Origin of the sequence: Bradyrhizobium sp. BRP19, assembly GCF_020194195.1 — a bacterium.
Taxonomy (GTDB): Bacteria; Pseudomonadota; Alphaproteobacteria; order Rhizobiales; family Xanthobacteraceae; genus Bradyrhizobium; species Bradyrhizobium yuanmingense.
Window position 1 is genome coordinate 828,697 of sequence record NZ_JADYVZ010000001.1, and the last position, 13,901, is coordinate 842,597.

At 64.8% G+C, this 13,901-nt stretch carries 16 protein-coding genes, 2 tRNA genes and 1 pseudogene; 10 read left to right on the forward strand and 9 right to left on the reverse strand.

All coding sequences use genetic code 11. From position 1 onward, the window contains the following. The first annotated feature begins 35 nt into the window (after window positions 1-35). From I6F36_RS04025 to I6F36_RS04035, 3 genes are all read left to right on the forward strand, one after another. Entirely contained in the window at window positions 36-2,093 is a 2,058-nt protein-coding gene (locus I6F36_RS04025) for an ATP-dependent helicase (protein WP_225132624.1), read from the forward strand. Between the two features lie 56 nt (window positions 2,094-2,149). Further along, the gene (locus I6F36_RS04030) at window positions 2,150-3,130 is read left to right on the forward strand and encodes an NADPH:quinone oxidoreductase family protein (RefSeq protein WP_225132625.1); all 981 of its coding nucleotides are present in this window, start codon (window positions 2,150-2,152) and stop codon (window positions 3,128-3,130) included. 95 nt (window positions 3,131-3,225) lie between these two features. Then, on the forward strand, window positions 3,226-4,257 hold the full coding sequence (locus tag I6F36_RS04035) for an LLM class flavin-dependent oxidoreductase (protein ID WP_225132626.1): 1,032 nt from the start codon (window positions 3,226-3,228) through the stop codon (window positions 4,255-4,257). A gap of 126 nt (window positions 4,258-4,383) precedes the next feature. On the opposite strand, the gene I6F36_RS04040 is transcribed toward I6F36_RS04035, so the two are convergent. After that, window positions 4,384-4,469: transfer RNA gene (locus I6F36_RS04040), tRNA-Tyr, on the reverse strand. A 207-nt stretch (window positions 4,470-4,676) separates the two neighbouring features. On the opposite strand from I6F36_RS04040, the gene rlmB reads away from it, so the two are divergent. Next, entirely contained in the window at window positions 4,677-5,507 is an 831-nt protein-coding gene (gene rlmB / locus I6F36_RS04045; RefSeq protein WP_036010853.1) for a 23S rRNA (guanosine(2251)-2'-O)-methyltransferase RlmB, read from the forward strand. 262 nt (window positions 5,508-5,769) lie between these two features. Here rlmB and I6F36_RS04050 read toward each other — a convergent pair whose 3' ends face one another. Then, window positions 5,770-6,282, reverse strand: coding sequence for a hypothetical protein (locus tag I6F36_RS04050; protein WP_225132627.1), 513 nt, complete (start codon window positions 6,280-6,282; stop codon window positions 5,770-5,772). A 41-nt stretch (window positions 6,283-6,323) separates the two neighbouring features. Next, a complete protein-coding gene (locus I6F36_RS04055; protein WP_109143325.1) occupies window positions 6,324-6,806 on the reverse strand; it encodes a hypothetical protein in 483 nt (160 codons plus the stop codon). 281 nt (window positions 6,807-7,087) lie between these two features. Here I6F36_RS04055 and I6F36_RS04060 point away from each other — a divergent pair, with 281 nt between their 5' ends. Together I6F36_RS04060 and I6F36_RS04065 are read left to right on the forward strand one after the other, a co-directional pair. Further along, the gene (locus I6F36_RS04060; protein ID WP_225132628.1) at window positions 7,088-7,582 is read left to right on the forward strand and encodes a hypothetical protein; all 495 of its coding nucleotides are present in this window, start codon (window positions 7,088-7,090) and stop codon (window positions 7,580-7,582) included. Between the two features lie 171 nt (window positions 7,583-7,753). After that, window positions 7,754-7,828, forward strand: a tRNA-Thr gene (locus tag I6F36_RS04065). On the opposite strand, the pseudogene I6F36_RS04070 reads toward I6F36_RS04065, so the two are convergent. Continuing rightward, window positions 7,816-8,535: pseudogene (locus tag I6F36_RS04070) on the reverse strand (class I SAM-dependent methyltransferase). The gene I6F36_RS04065 and the pseudogene I6F36_RS04070 sit on opposite strands and share 13 nt — an antisense overlap. 320 nt (window positions 8,536-8,855) lie before the next feature. On the opposite strand from I6F36_RS04070, the gene I6F36_RS04075 reads away from it, so the two are divergent. After that, window positions 8,856-9,059, forward strand: coding sequence for a hypothetical protein (locus I6F36_RS04075; RefSeq protein WP_225132630.1), 204 nt, complete (start codon window positions 8,856-8,858; stop codon window positions 9,057-9,059). Between the two features lie 43 nt (window positions 9,060-9,102). Here the strand turns inward: I6F36_RS04075 and I6F36_RS04080 are convergent, their stop codons facing one another. Further along, on the reverse strand, window positions 9,103-9,267 hold the full coding sequence (locus tag I6F36_RS04080) for a hypothetical protein (RefSeq protein ID WP_167361680.1): 165 nt from the start codon (window positions 9,265-9,267) through the stop codon (window positions 9,103-9,105). Between the two features lie 99 nt (window positions 9,268-9,366). Here I6F36_RS04080 and I6F36_RS04085 point away from each other — a divergent pair, with 99 nt between their 5' ends. After that, window positions 9,367-9,738: a hypothetical protein gene (locus tag I6F36_RS04085; protein ID WP_128264674.1), complete on the forward strand. Its 372-nt coding sequence runs from the start codon at window positions 9,367-9,369 to the stop codon at window positions 9,736-9,738. A gap of 312 nt (window positions 9,739-10,050) precedes the next feature. After that, complete coding sequence (locus tag I6F36_RS04090) at window positions 10,051-10,305, forward strand: hypothetical protein (protein ID WP_036010552.1); 255 nt, start codon at window positions 10,051-10,053, stop codon at window positions 10,303-10,305. Window positions 10,306-10,332: 27 nt separating this feature from the next. Here the strand turns inward: I6F36_RS04090 and I6F36_RS39835 are convergent, their stop codons facing one another. The 4 genes from I6F36_RS39835 to I6F36_RS04110 all read right to left on the reverse strand — a co-directional run bounded on the left by I6F36_RS39835 (window position 10,333) and on the right by I6F36_RS04110 (window position 13,042). After that, a complete protein-coding gene (locus I6F36_RS39835) occupies window positions 10,333-10,575 on the reverse strand; it encodes a DUF6719 family protein (protein WP_036010549.1) in 243 nt (80 codons plus the stop codon). A gap of 468 nt (window positions 10,576-11,043) precedes the next feature. Next, complete coding sequence (locus tag I6F36_RS04100) at window positions 11,044-11,748, reverse strand: outer membrane protein (RefSeq protein WP_225132631.1); 705 nt, start codon at window positions 11,746-11,748, stop codon at window positions 11,044-11,046. Between the two features lie 261 nt (window positions 11,749-12,009). Continuing rightward, window positions 12,010-12,405 (reverse strand): hypothetical protein, encoded by a 396-nt coding sequence (locus tag I6F36_RS04105; RefSeq protein ID WP_036010577.1) that lies wholly within the window; start codon window positions 12,403-12,405, stop codon window positions 12,010-12,012. Window positions 12,406-12,634: 229 nt separating this feature from the next. Continuing rightward, the gene (locus I6F36_RS04110) at window positions 12,635-13,042 is read right to left on the reverse strand and encodes a His-rich protein BRANT (RefSeq protein ID WP_109143320.1); all 408 of its coding nucleotides are present in this window, start codon (window positions 13,040-13,042) and stop codon (window positions 12,635-12,637) included. Window positions 13,043-13,290: 248 nt separating this feature from the next. Here I6F36_RS04110 and I6F36_RS04115 point away from each other — a divergent pair, with 248 nt between their 5' ends. Continuing rightward, window positions 13,291-13,833 carry a lipopolysaccharide assembly protein LapB gene (locus tag I6F36_RS04115; protein WP_036010542.1) on the forward strand — a complete coding sequence of 181 codons (543 nt, stop codon included), beginning with the start codon at window positions 13,291-13,293 and terminating at the stop codon, window positions 13,831-13,833. Window positions 13,834-13,901 lie beyond the last annotated feature (68 nt).

Consider the following 13,901-nt stretch of genomic DNA (forward strand, 5'->3'; position numbering starts at 1 on the left):
GATCGCCGAGTCTCATCCTTTCACCGGGGCGATTCGTGGCGACATATCTGGACACGCTCAATGCGGAGCAGCGCCGCGCCGTCGAGCATGGCGTGGCCGACGGCGCAACCGTGGGCGGCCCCCTGCTCGTCATCGCCGGTGCCGGCTCCGGCAAGACCAACACGCTCGCCCACCGCGTCGCGCATCTGATCGTCGCAGGCGCCGATCCCCGCCGCATCCTGCTGATGACGTTCTCCCGCCGCGCCGCGGCGGAAATGGCCGGAAGGGTCGAGCGCATCGCGCGCAAGGTGCTGGGCGAGAACAACGCCGCAATCATGCGCGATGCGCTGACCTGGGCCGGCACCTTCCACGGCATCGGCGCGCGGCTCCTGCGCGAATATGCCGAGCGGATCGGCGTCGATCCCGCCTTCACCATCCATGACCGCGAGGATTCTGCCGACCTGATGAACCTGGTCCGGCACGAGCGCGGCCTGTCGAAGACCGAGAGCCGCTTTCCGGCCAAGGGCACCTGCCTGTCGATCTATTCCCGCTGCGTCAATGCCGAGATGGAGATCGAGAAGGTGCTCGCCCAGCATTTTCCCTGGTGCGCGGGCTGGGCCGCCGAGCTGAAGGGTCTGTTCGCCGCCTATGTCGAGGCCAAGCAGGCCCAGCACGTGCTCGATTACGACGATCTGCTGCTGTATTGGTCGCAGATGATGGGCGATGCGCTGATCGCTCTGGAGATCGGCGGCCGCTTCGACCACGTGCTGGTCGACGAATATCAGGACACCAACCGTCTGCAATCCTCGATCCTCTTGGCGCTCAAGCCCGACGGCCGCGGCCTCACCGTGGTCGGCGACGACGCGCAGTCGATCTATTCGTTTCGCGCCGCCACCGTGCGCAACATCCTGGACTTTCCGCAGAGCTTCTCGCCGCGCGCGGAGATGATCACGCTCGACCGCAATTACCGCTCGACGCAGGCGGTGCTGTCGGCGGCAAACGGCGTGATCGGCCTCGCCCGCGAGCGCTTCACCAAGAACCTCTGGACCGACCGCACCTCAGGTCAAAAGCCGCAGCTCGTCACCGTGCACGACGAGGCCGACCAGGCGCGCTACATCGTCGAGGCGGTGCTGGCGAACCGCGAGCAAGGCGCGCTGCTCAAGCACCAGGCGGTGCTGTTCCGCACCTCCTCGCATTCGGGTCCGCTGGAGATCGAGCTGACCCGCCGCAACATCCCCTTCGTCAAGTTCGGCGGCCTGAAATTCCTGGATGCCGCGCATGTCAAGGACGTGCTGGCCGTGTTGCGCTTCGCCGAGAATCCGCGCGACCGCGTCGCCGGCTTTCGCATCCTGCACCTGCTGCCGGGTATCGGGCCTGCGACCGCACAGCGCGTGCTGGACCAGATGGCGGAGAGCACCGACCCGCTTGCCGCGCTCGGCCGGCTGCCGGGGCCGGCGCGCACCGGCGAGGACTGGACCTGTTTCGTCCGCACGGTCGAAAACTTGCGCTATTCGGAATGGCCCGTCGATCTCGAACGGGTGCGGCTCTGGTACGAGCCGCATCTCGACCGCATGCACGAGGATGCCGAGACGCGCCGCGCCGATCTGATGCAACTCGAGCAGATCGCGAGCGGCTATGCCTCTCGCGAGAAATTCCTGACCGAGCTCACGCTCGATCCGCCGGATGCGACCAGCGACAAATCAGGGCCACCCCTGCGCGACGAGGACTACCTGATCCTCTCCACCATCCACTCCGCCAAGGGCCAGGAGTGGAAATCGGTGTTCGTGCTCAACGTCGTCGACGGCTGCATGCCGTCCGATCTCGGCGCCGGCACCAGCGCCGAGATCGAGGAGGAGCGCCGCCTGCTCTATGTCGCGATGACGCGCGCCAAGGACGATCTGCATCTCGTCGTGCCGCAGCGCTTCTTCGTGCACGGTCAGGCCGCCAGGGGCGACCGCCACGTCTACGCCTCGCGCACCCGGTTCATCCCGGAGCAATTGGTCTACCTGTTCGAGCGCACCGCCTGGCCGAAGGCAGCAAGCGGTGCCGCGCGCACCGCGGCGCAGGGGCCGAAGATCGACATCGGGGCAAGGATGCGCGGGATGTGGCGGTAGACACAAGAGGCTAGTGTCGAGACCTGTCAGGATAACTGGAACAACAGAGGTCCGACATGAAAGCCGTTGTCGTCGAGCAATACGCCCCCATCGATCAGATCGAGCTGAAGGACGTACCGCCTCCGTCCATGGAGGCGGGACAGCTGCGCATCCGGGTGGAAGCTGCCGGGATTGGCTTCGTCGACGGCCTGAAGATCGAGGGACGCTACCAGACCAAGGACCCCCTGCCCTTCATTCCCGGCACGGAATTCGCGGGTGTGGTGACGGACGCGCCCGGCGCACCGGGCGGCTACCAGCCCGGCATGCGCGTGATGGGGATGACGCGCTCGGGCGCGCTTGCCGAGGAGATCGTCGTCAGGCCTGAAGCGGTCCATCCCCTGCCGGATGGCGTCGCAGCCGAGGTCGCCGCCTCATTTCGCGCCAATTACCTGACGGCCCTTTATGCGCTGGGCGCGCGCGCTTCGCTGGCCGCAGGCGAGCAGCTTCTCGTGCTGGGTGCCGCCGGCGGCACTGGGATTGCGGCCGTCCAGATTGGAAAGCTGCTCGGCGCTCGCGTCATCGCGGCTGCATCAACACCAGAGAAGCGCGAGTTTGCGCAGGCGCATGGCGCCGATGCGGTGATCGACTATACGCAGGCCGGCTGGCGCGACACGCTCAAGGAGTTGACGGCAGGACGTGGCGCGGACGTGATCTTCGATCCCGTTGGCGGCGAAATCTCGGTGCAGGCATTTCGATCCATCGCCTGGCGCGGACGCCATCTCGTGGTCGGCTTTGCCGCCGGCGCCATTCCCGCGCTGCCGTTCAATCTGCCGCTTCTGAAAGGCGGCGCCTTGCTCGGTGTCGATCTCGCGCAGATTCCAACGCGCGAGCCCGATGTGCAGAAGCGCCTGATGTCACAATTGACGGACTGGCTTGCCGATGGCCAGTTGAAGCCCGTGGTCGGCCAAGTCTTCGCCTTCGAGGATTTCCGCGCGGCATTCAAGACGATGCAGACGCGCGCTGCGCTCGGCAAGATGGTGTTGCGCATCGGGCGATAAGATCCACAAACGGAAACCGAGCATTTCCGCACGTGCGCTTGTGACCGGGCTGCGGTCCCTTAGATGTGGCCGATCCTCCCACAGAGACCTGATCGATGACCCCACCGCTCGAATTCGGACTGGATACCTTTGGCGACGTCACAAGAGATGCGTCCGGCGACATGATTCCGCATGCGCAGGTGATCCGCAACGTGGTCGACGAAGCGGTGCTGGCGGACGAGCTCGGTCTCGATTTCATCGGTCTCGGCGAGCATCACCGCGCCGATTTCGCGATCTCCTCGCCGGAGACCGTGCTCGCGGCGATCGCATCGCGCACCAGGCGCATCCATCTCGGCTCGGCCGTGACGGTGCTGTCTTCGGACGATCCCATCCGCGTGTTCCAGCGCTTTGCCACGCTGGATGCGGTCTCGAACGGACGCGCCGAGGTGAATCTCGGCCGCGGCTCGTTCACCGAATCCTTCCCGCTGTTCGGCTTCGACCTGCGCAAATATGAGGAGCTGTTCGAGGAGAAGCTCGATCTGTTCGCCGCGCTCTTGTCGCAGCAGCCGGTCACCTGGCAAGGCAAGCTGCGTCCGCCGCTGAAAGATCAGCTGGTCTATCCGCCGGTCGAGAACGGCAAGCTGAAAACCTGGATCGGCGTCGGCGGCAGTCCGCAATCGGTGGTGCGCGCCGCGCATTACGATCTGCCCTTGATGCTGGCGATCATCGGCGGCGATCCCGCGCGCTTTGCGCCCTATGTCGAGCTCTATCATCGCGCCTTCAGGGAGTTCGGTCGCCCGGCCCAGCCGATCGGCGTGCATTCGCCGGGCTACGTCGCCGAGACCGACGCGCAGGCGCGCGAGGAGCTGTGGCCCGATTACAAGGCGATGCGCGACCGCATCGGCAAGGAGCGCGGCTGGCCCCCGATGGGACGCGACGAGTTCGTCCATGAGGCCGAGCACGGCTCGCTCTATGTCGGCGCGCCGGAAACGGTGGCGCGCAAGATCGCGAAGACCGCAAAGGCGCTCGGCATTTCGCGGTTTCAGTTGAAGTACTCGGCGGGGCCCTTGCCGCACGAGAAGCTGATGCGGAGCATCGAGCTCTACGGGCGGAAGGTGGTGCCGATGGTGCGGGAGATGATGGGGTAAGCGTGCTTTCGAGACCGTCTCGGTCCGCCTACGCCCTGCGGCTACGGCGCGACAGCCTTCGCTCACTTCGCGCCACGAACACTTATGCTGGCTCGCCTAGCCGTAGCTCGCGAAGCGAGCGAAGGCTGGTGGGGGAGGCAGGACTCGAACCTGCGAAGCCATGAGGCGGCTGATTTACAGTCAGCTCCCTTTGCCACTCGGGACACTCCCCCGCTCGACGGCAGCACAATCGGGCCGGACCTTGCCGGCGGACCGAAGACGGCCATGGAACGTGAAGGCCGCGGCAACCCGTATCGGGGCGCGACCGGGCGCGTTTATGGGCGAAGCGGTGGGGCAAAGTCAACCGAGGCAAGCAGCTAAAATCGCCCTCGAAGCCACTCAAATTGCCATATTGGGGTCCCCGTGACACAAGCGAGCCCATGAAGGACAAAAAATTCGCCCCGAGGGGCCCCCGCAGGGGGGCTAAGCCCTTCAACAAACCAGGGAAATCGACCGGCCGGCCGGCTTGGCGCGAACGCGATTCGCACCCCGACGGGCCCGTCATTCTCTATGGCTGGCACACCGTCACCATGGCCCTCGCCAACCCGCAGCGGCGGATCCGCAAGCTGACGCTAACCGAGAACGCCGCGCGGCGGCTGGCGGACGAAAACATCGCGACCCGCATCGCGCCCGAGATCGTCCGTCCCCAGGAGATCGACCGCCTGCTCTCGCCCGACGCCGTGCATCAGGGCCTGCTCGCCGAGGCCGATCCCCTGCCCTCGCCGGACATCGAGACGCTCAAGCAGGAAGGCATGGTGCTGGTGCTCGACCAGATCACCGATCCGCACAATGTCGGCGCCATTCTGCGCTCTGCAGCGGCCTTCGCGGTGAAGGCGATCGTGACCACCGCGCGTCACAGCCCCGAGGCGACGGGCGTGCTCGCCAAGGCCGCCTCCGGCGCGCTGGAGCTTGTGCCTGTCGTCACGGTGCAAAATCTCGCCCGCGCCTTAACGGCGTTGAACGAGCGCGGCTTCCAGACCGTCGGTCTCGACAGCGAAGGTACCGAGGACCTCTCGAACGTCACACTGCGCGAGCCGCTCGCGCTGGTGCTCGGCGCCGAAGGCAAAGGCTTGCGGCAATTGACGCGCGAGACCTGCAGCGTCGTGGCGCGGCTCGACATGCCCGGCGAGATCAAGAGCCTCAACGTCTCGAATGCGGCCGTACTCTCGCTCTATGTCGGCGCGAGCCGGCTGGGGCTGATGAAGCGCTAGCGCTTTAGGCGCCGCGCATATCCGGACGATGCTAGACTACGCCTGTTTTGCCCGACGGATCAATCGAAGTCTCTGTTTTTCCGAAATTTTGGGTTCGAACAATGAGCTAATGAGCGATGCTCGCTCATCTCGGGCACATTGCGCTTCAAGTCCTTGATTTCACTGTTCCCGGCTACTGTGCATGGGGTTGTTTTGAAGAGAAAGCAAAACGCCCGTCCGCATCACGCGAACGGGCGCTTCGCAAATCTCAACCGATCAGAGATCAGTAGTAGCGGCGCAGCACGCGGTGACCGCCATAATAATGCGGCGCGTGGCGGTGGGCGTGGCCGTGGCGGTGAGCATGGCCGTACTGAACGCGCGGCAGATAGCCGTAGCGCGGGCCGTAGCCGTAGCGATAGGGACGGAAGTACGGGCGGCGATAGGGATAAGCGGCCGGCGGCGCGACCGCAGCGGCACGATAGCCATAGCCATAGCCGTAATTGGCGGGCGCGACGACCGCGTCCTCGCGATAGGTCGGGTACGGCGCGAAGGCGCCCGGACCGGTATAGGTCGGACCCTGGTTGACGTAATAATACTGCGTGGTCGGCTCGGCGAGACGCTCATAGGCGCCGTAGCCGTAGCCGTAGCCATAACCATATCCGCCGCATCCGGTGTTGCAGCCGGCATAGACCGGCGCCACCGGCGCGCATGTGCTGAAGCCGCAGGCCGCGGCCGGCACGGTGGCGGCGAACATCACGGCAGTTGCCGCGACCAGTCCCGAAATCATTTGACGCATTACTCTCTCCTGTTGATTTCCGTTTTTGGTTTTCACGTTTCTCACCCCGGCGGCCTGCCGGGTATCTCTGTGCGCGGCCGCGGCCGCGGGGGCCGAGGACGGTCGTTGATCTCGGGCGCGTAGATCACCGGCGGCGGATCGACGGGCGGATCCATCTGCGCCGGCAGCGGCGCGGACGAGGCACCCCAGCTCTGGTGGTAGCTCTCGGCGGGCTTGGGCAATTTGCGGTTCGCCGGCGGCTCGACCTCGAGCCGGCCGTAGCCTGGCCGCAGGCCCAGCGTCGGGTAATAATGGCCGACGTTGTCGGGCTGCCGCTCGGCGATATAGCGTCCGCCATAGATCGTGGGCTGCACCTGCTGGCCCTTGCCGAGGCCCCAGGTGCCCTCGACGACGGCATAGGACGCATCGATGTTGTTGATGATGACAGGCACGCCGGGACGGCCGGGAACGACGATCTCGAAGCCGGCTGCAAACGCGGTTGCAGGCAGTCCGATCAGAAAGGCGGCGAGCGCCACGGCACGCATGAGGAGACCCCGGTTATCCGGGCGCAACCTATCCGATCGCGACGCAGAGAGAGTTAAGGCCTGCTCACCAAATTCCGGTAAGCCTAACGTGCAAGGATTGCGCGCCGCTCAAATATTGCACGGCGAGCTAGTGAAGCGTTAACGGCGCGGAACCGCGCGGCTGGAACAGCGTACTGCTCACATCGGTTTGACGGCTCGCATCCGAAAAATCCCAAGGTTGCATCGGAACGTCCTGCGCCGTCAGCGTTTAGCTCCTGTCCATAAAATGGGAGCGAACAACCATGACCATCAAGCTTCTCGGGGCCACGGCGATCGCAGCGACCATGCTGGCAGGCTCTGCCATGGCGCAGACCGTCGTCACCAATCAGGGCCGCTGCTCGGCGCAATTCCCGAACGCCAATTGCCAGACCTTCGGACCGGGACAGGCCACCACCGAGAGCGGCTACCGCCACCGCCGCGCGGCCTATCGTCAGGCCAACCGCGACTGGAATAACGACTGGAACAGGAGCCCCACCGGCTTCTGGCCGACCGACGTTGCGGCGGGCGCTGTCGGGACGGCGGCCGGCGTCGCCGGCGCCGCGATCGGCACCGCCGGTGCGATTGCCACCGCCCCATTCCGAGGTTGGGACAATTCCTACGCCTACGACAATTCGTGGGACCGTGGCTGGGACAATCGTAGCTGGGACAGGCGCACCTATGCCCAGCGCAACGGTTTCGTCTGTACGCCCGGCACTTACTTCAAGGGCGCAGACGGCCGCCGGCAGCTCTGCCAGTAAGCCGGCTTGAGCCGAACGCGACACATCGGGCGGCCCGCGCGGCCGCCCGATTCACGTCCTGCGACGACGACCTCCCGGTTCTGGCACTTTCCGATCAAGTCTGGTATTGCGGCGCGCACGGGTAGACGGGGCCCGGCGCGAGCCGAGCTCTGCCCTGCCTCTTGAGGCATCGCCGGCTTAGCTCAGCGGTAGAGCAGCGGTTTTGTAAACCGAAGGTCGGGGGTTCAATCCCCTCAGCCGGCACCAGCTTCTGACGCGAAGCTATTCTCCGGCAGCTCATCCAGCCGCCAGAGCCCGAGGCTCTTGTCGCGCCAGCCGCCACCGCCCTCCTCGCAACGCTCGTCGATCAGTGCCTGCGGTGCCGGCCAGCCGAACGGCGCTTTCTCCATGTTGAGCGCGCGCCAGTCGCCATCCTCGCAATCGTGATTGTCGTCCCACTCCGGAAAGGTCGTGACGAGCAGGAAGCGCGCGCCGCTCATCCGAAATTGCGCGAGCGCGCGATAGATGTTCGCAAAGCTCAGATGCACCAGGCAATCCCGGCAGAGAATGACGTCGGCCTGCGGCAGCGCATCGCGCGTGATGTCAGCGACGAAAAACCGACCGGACGAACCGTCGGCTGCGACACGTCAGCGGTTTGCCTCGATCAGCGCCGGTACGATGTCGATGCCGGTGTAATCGATATCGAGCTCGAGCCGGCCGATCCAACCTGCATCGCCGCAGGGCGCATCGAGCAGCGAGCGCGCGCCGAGCCGTTGCAGCAATGCAGGCAGCGCCTCCTGGATTGCGGCTGTGGCGACATCCTCCGAGCCGAGGCCGGACACCGAAGTGGCCGCGCCCCAGAGGTTGGTCCGCTCGATCCGCGCGAACCGCGCGGCGAGATCCAGCCCTGAGAAATTGTCACGGTCGGCAACGAAGCGTTCGTGCGCAAGCACGGGAGGACGACCGACGGTCATTGGGCGAGCCTTTTGCGGCGCGGGTACACTATACAATCCGGCCGAACTGTTCGAAATTCCCTGGCAGCGAACCTACGCACGTCATTCGTCTCGTCGAGACCATGCGCTCCACCACTCCCAAAGAGAAGGCCAAGATCGTCGCCGGCGCGCTTACGGCCGTCGTCGCGACGGCCATGCTGTTCGTGCTCGCGCTCGGCTTGGTGCTGTCGCACTAGGCGCGATCTAAAGCCCCCCGTTTTCGCATCGAAAATCGCCGGCCCGGAACCGGCTCCGGCGCCAGCCGTTGTCAGCGCATGCGGATCCGGGAAGAAAACCGAAACATGATTCTGCTGGCGACGGTGACGCTGTGCTGTAGCGCCGTGGCCGGGACGTTGGCGCTGTTCGAGCCGGCGCCTGTACGGACGCCCGATAAGCTGGTCGCCGATAGAGCCGTGATCGACCCCACTCCGCGCACGCCAGCTCAGATCCCGGTTCGGGTGGTCGGCGCGCCGTTCGAGCCCAACGTCAATCCGCGCGAGCGGTAGCGCTCACCTCGGCCAGGCCTTGCTTACCCCGGCGAGGCCTTGCTCACCTCGGCGAGGCCTTGGCGCCCTCCTCGGGCCGGCCGTGGACACGCGCCAATTCCTCGACAAACGCGATCACCTCCGCCCGCTTGTCGGGCGGCAGCGTCAGGAACGCGCGGATGAGCCTCAGGCCCTCCGCCTCGTTCGGTCTTTCTTTCGATGCATCCATCTGCCCAGTGTCGGGCTACCGGGAAAAATATGCAACCCTTGCAAACAGCCTTGATTCGAAGCAGCCGCTTTGCTGGAATACGCGCGGCTGAGGTGGATCATGAAATGGATCAGGGAGCGCGACGCACTGATCGCGCAGACGCTGGCTTTCGTCCAATCGGTGACCGGCAGGAAGGATGATGTCCTTCAGCCGGAGGCGCCCGCATCTGGCCCGGCCGTCGCGATGGAGATCGTCACCGTGGAGGCGGTCACCGTCGAGATCGAACCGCCGCAAGCCCCCCTTCCGCCGCGGCCCGCGCCTCTGCCGACGCGGACGAGCGGCGAATTCCGTGCCGAGATGCAGGCCCGCATCGCCAATTTCCGCAAGCACCAGGAGCGCTTCGAGCGCGAACGTGAGGAATATTGTGCGGCGACCCTGACCAAATTGCGTGCAGCCATCCGCGACGCCTCAGGTCCGCCGGCCGAAAAATAAGGCCCGGCCAGGGACCTACAGCCAGGACCCTACAACCACGACCAGACCAGCCAGAGATTGGCCGCGCAGGCGCCGAACAGCGCCAGCGTGAGCGGCAGGAGCATGTGCCCGCAGGATGTGTTCAGGTCGCTCGTCATGGCCGAAAACATCCGCTGATTCCGGCCGAAGAGTCCCAGGGATTCTTTTTTCCGGGATTCAGGACTCGTTAAGGACTCAAGGGCCGTCCACAACGATCACGGGCGCGTGATCGGGCGGGTGGCCGGAACCCTCCCCCCGTAAGCTCGTTAACGGGCATTCCTGGAGTCGGGATGCATGCCCTACGCCCTCTTCTGCAATGACGCCCAAATCAGCAAGTCCTATCCGAGCGAGGCCGACGTCTGGAAGCTCGCCGAGCGGAGTGGTCTCGTCGTGGACGTGACGGCGGACGACGAGCGGCCGGGACCGCGCCGGGTGCTCGACAATGATTACAAGATCGAACCGTGCCAGGCGGCTCAAGGCGAGGACCCCGCCAAGAACAAGGCGGAGGCCGATCGGCAGTCCAGAATGGAGCTTGAGCTGAATTCCTGAGCTCCGGCACGGAGCCGGAGCGAAAGCTCAGGGGGTGGCCGCCACAAGCGAGGCCTGCTCGCCCGGCATCGTTACGCAGGCCTTGCGGCGGTGCAGCCCGCGGATGGCGCCGGTGACCTTCATGACCTTGCCCGACGGACATGAAGCGTCCTTCACGAAGGCGACCTCGTAAGGTGCCAACATCAGAGGCTCGGATCTGAGGATTGTCTGTGCAGAGCACGGCAGGCAGCCGAAGAACGAGAGCACCACTGCCGACACCAAGATACGCATGTCCGTCGTCCCACCTGCCCGGTAATTGTCATATAACGCGTCCCGGAGCGCGAGTTCCGTAAACCGCAAAAATTATTTTTGCTTTACGCCAGCCCCATGACGCGCGTGAGAAGGCGCGCCAGCATCGTTTGCAAGCAAATGACGCGCCAAATGGTTCACGGAATGCAAAGAAACAGGCGCCGGAGGCGGGAGGCCGGCAGACGAAAGGCCGGCGGAGCCGGCCTTTGTCAGGACTTGGATGTTCAGGTGTTGGATCTTCAGGTCTTGGATCTTCAGATCTTGGATCGGCGCTGACCGTCAGTATCGCGAGGCGGCCGGGCCGCCGCAGCCGAAGCGATAGTTCACCCCGGCCTTGACGGTATGCTCGTCCTCCCGGCCACGAACGCCAACGATGTCAGCCGGGCCGGAGGTGAAGGTGGTTTGGATCTTCAGGTCTTGGATCTTCAGATCTTGGATCGGCGCTGACCGTCAGTATCGCGAGGCGGCCGGGCCGCCCCAGCCGAAGCGATAGTTCACCCCGGCCTTGACGGTATGCTCGTCCTCCCGGCCACGAACGCCAACGATGTCAGCCGGGCCGGAGGTGAAGGTGGTGCTGCCGAAATTGTAATATTGATACTCGGCCTTGGCCGACCAGTTCGGCGCGAACATGTATTCGAGGCCGGCGCCAACCGTATAGCCGTCCTTGTTGTTGCCGGTGGTGGTGAAGGCCTGCGGCACCCCGGCGATGTTCACGCCAAGGCCGTTATTCCGCCAGGCATAACCGCCCTTGGCGTAAAGCAGCGTCGGTCCCCAGGTGTAACCGATGCGACCAGTCACCGACCCGATCTGGTCGGTGTTGGATGTCACCTGCGTGCCCAGCGGGAAGATGGCGCCATTGTTGTTGGTCGGCAGCCAGGAATACTGGGCCTCGATACCCACCACCCAGTTGGGCGCGAACTGGTAGTCGAAGCCGCCCTGCACGCCGCCCAGAAAACGCGCATCGCTCGACTGGAAGCTGTTGTCGCCGGCAAACGCGCCGCCGAGATGGCCGCCGATATAGAAACCGGTCCAGTTATAGATAACCTGCGGCGGCGTGGCCGGAGCCTTGGTGTAGGCGCGCGGCTGCATGTCGGCCGCTGCGGCCGGCGCAACCAGCGCCAGCAGAGCTGCTGCACCCAGCAAGATCGACTTCATGATCATCCCCGTTCTTTCATTACGACACTCGGGAAACAACGTGGCGTGAATTGGGTTGCTTCGCGGCAATGCCGGAACGTTGATCGTTCGTGACTGTGACGGCCTGGCAACAACACGAATTTGTTCCGTCAACTCGGCTGCGCAAGGCCGCCGCCACGATTTGTCGCAAGTCGAAACCACCTCGTTCAAAGCTCGCCGAAATGTGATCCCGCGGCTCCGGCTCCTTCTGTCTAACACCGGGCGATGAAGGCTGCCTTTGCGCTACCGCGTCATCTTTTCCAGTTCCGGAAACGGTGCGTAAACCGCACCGGCGCAGAGATCGCTGGTCTGGTCGACCACGCGGTCCGCCCGGCCGTTGACGAAGATCACGGCCCGCTCGCGCATGCCCTTGTAGCTCCCATCCGTCTCGCGCGGGGTGAAGTGCAGGCAGCTCACATAGAACTGCCGGCCGCCGACCTCGCGCTGTACCGGCTCGGCCATGGCGGCATTGCGCACGCCGACCGGATTGTTGAGATAGGCCCGCATCAACGCCACCGTGTCGTTCCGGAAATTGTCGGGAAACGGCTGCGGCCCGCCGGCCTGGGTCCCGCCCATGAAAGTCGGACGGTCACTGTCGCTGCCGAAACATGCCGCAAGCGCCAGCGGCAACGCCAGGATCACCGCACATCTCGCCAATCGCCCCACAGGCCCCGCTCTCCGCTCGAACAGATCAGGAGACGTTCTAGCCCCAAGCCGGGATGAAGGGAATTCGCTTGCAGCGCGCAAACAGCGCACCGGCCAGCCGCCGAAATCTCGGGCTTCCGCCCGAGGCGTGGCAACGGGCCAGGCCTGACGTCCGCGCGCGGCGGCGGGCAATGCCAGGGATGCCGCCGCGCGCGATCAGTCGTCAGTTGCGCTTATCAGACGTCGCGGGCTTGGTCACATCCGGCTGCGCCTTCTGCGACTCCTTGGCCGTGACCTGCTTGTCGTGATGGCGATGCTTGCTCACGCTCTTGTGCTGGTCGGTGGTGACCGCGGCATTGGCGTCCATTGCCTTCGACTTGCCATCCACCTTGGCGTCCGTCTTGACATCGGAAGCCTTCGCGTCCGTCGTCTTCACGTCCGTCTTGGCGTCGGTCTTGGCGTCGGCCTTGACGCCGGCTTCCGGTTTTGCGGCAGTGGTCGCCGCCTTGGTCTGGCTCTGGTCGGCCTTGATCACCGGCGCGGCTGTGGTGGTCTTGCCGGCCTCGGCGGCGAACGCCGGGGCTGCGATCACGGAGGTTGCGAGCAAGGCTGCAGAAATGGTCTTCAACATGGCGGTCTCCTCTTGGAAGGATCATCAGGCGGCGCCCTCTCGCCCCATCGATCGTGGGAAGGAACATAAGCGGGGTGCACTGAACCCAATCTGAAGCCCCTTGCAGGCTTCCGTTCATCTCGATGACACGTTTGTCATCCACGGCCGGGGCGAATAGATCGTGCGACGCGGGAATGTTTTTGCCCGAGAGGTGTTCCGGTCTTCGGGCAATCGTGTAGGATCGCCACGTTCCATACCGGAGAACTTAGATGCGCAAACTCTCAATGCTCGTTGTGCCGGGACTCGTCGCTATGACACTGGCGGCCGCGCCGGTGCTGTCCAGCGCGTATGCCGCCGCCGGCGACGACCCTTCGTCGCCGCCGAAATCAGACACCTCGACCAAGAAGGGCAAGAAGAAGAGCTCTTCCGTCAGCGACCCCAAATTCCTCGCGGCCTACCGCACCGCCTACGCCGCGATCTACGACAAGCACGATTACAGGGGCGCGATCGACCAGCTGAAGTCGCTCAAGCGCAACGACGTCGCGGACGTCGCCAACCTGATCGGCTACTCCTATCGCAAGCTCGGCGACTACCAGTCGTCGAAGGCCTATTATGAGCTGGCGCTGAAGGACGATCCGAACCACGTCCGCACCTGGCAATATTACGGCCTCTGGCAGCTCGAGCAGGGCAACCGCGAGCAGGCGCAATACCACCTCGACAAGATCGCCTCGCTCGCCGGCACCGGCAGCTCGGAATATCGCTCGCTGGCCGAAGCGCTCGACAAGCCGACCGGCGCGACGCTCGTCTACTGAAGGCATAGACTGGAGACATCGCATCTCCGAACGACGCAAACGGGCACAACCTTTCAGGTTGTGCCCGT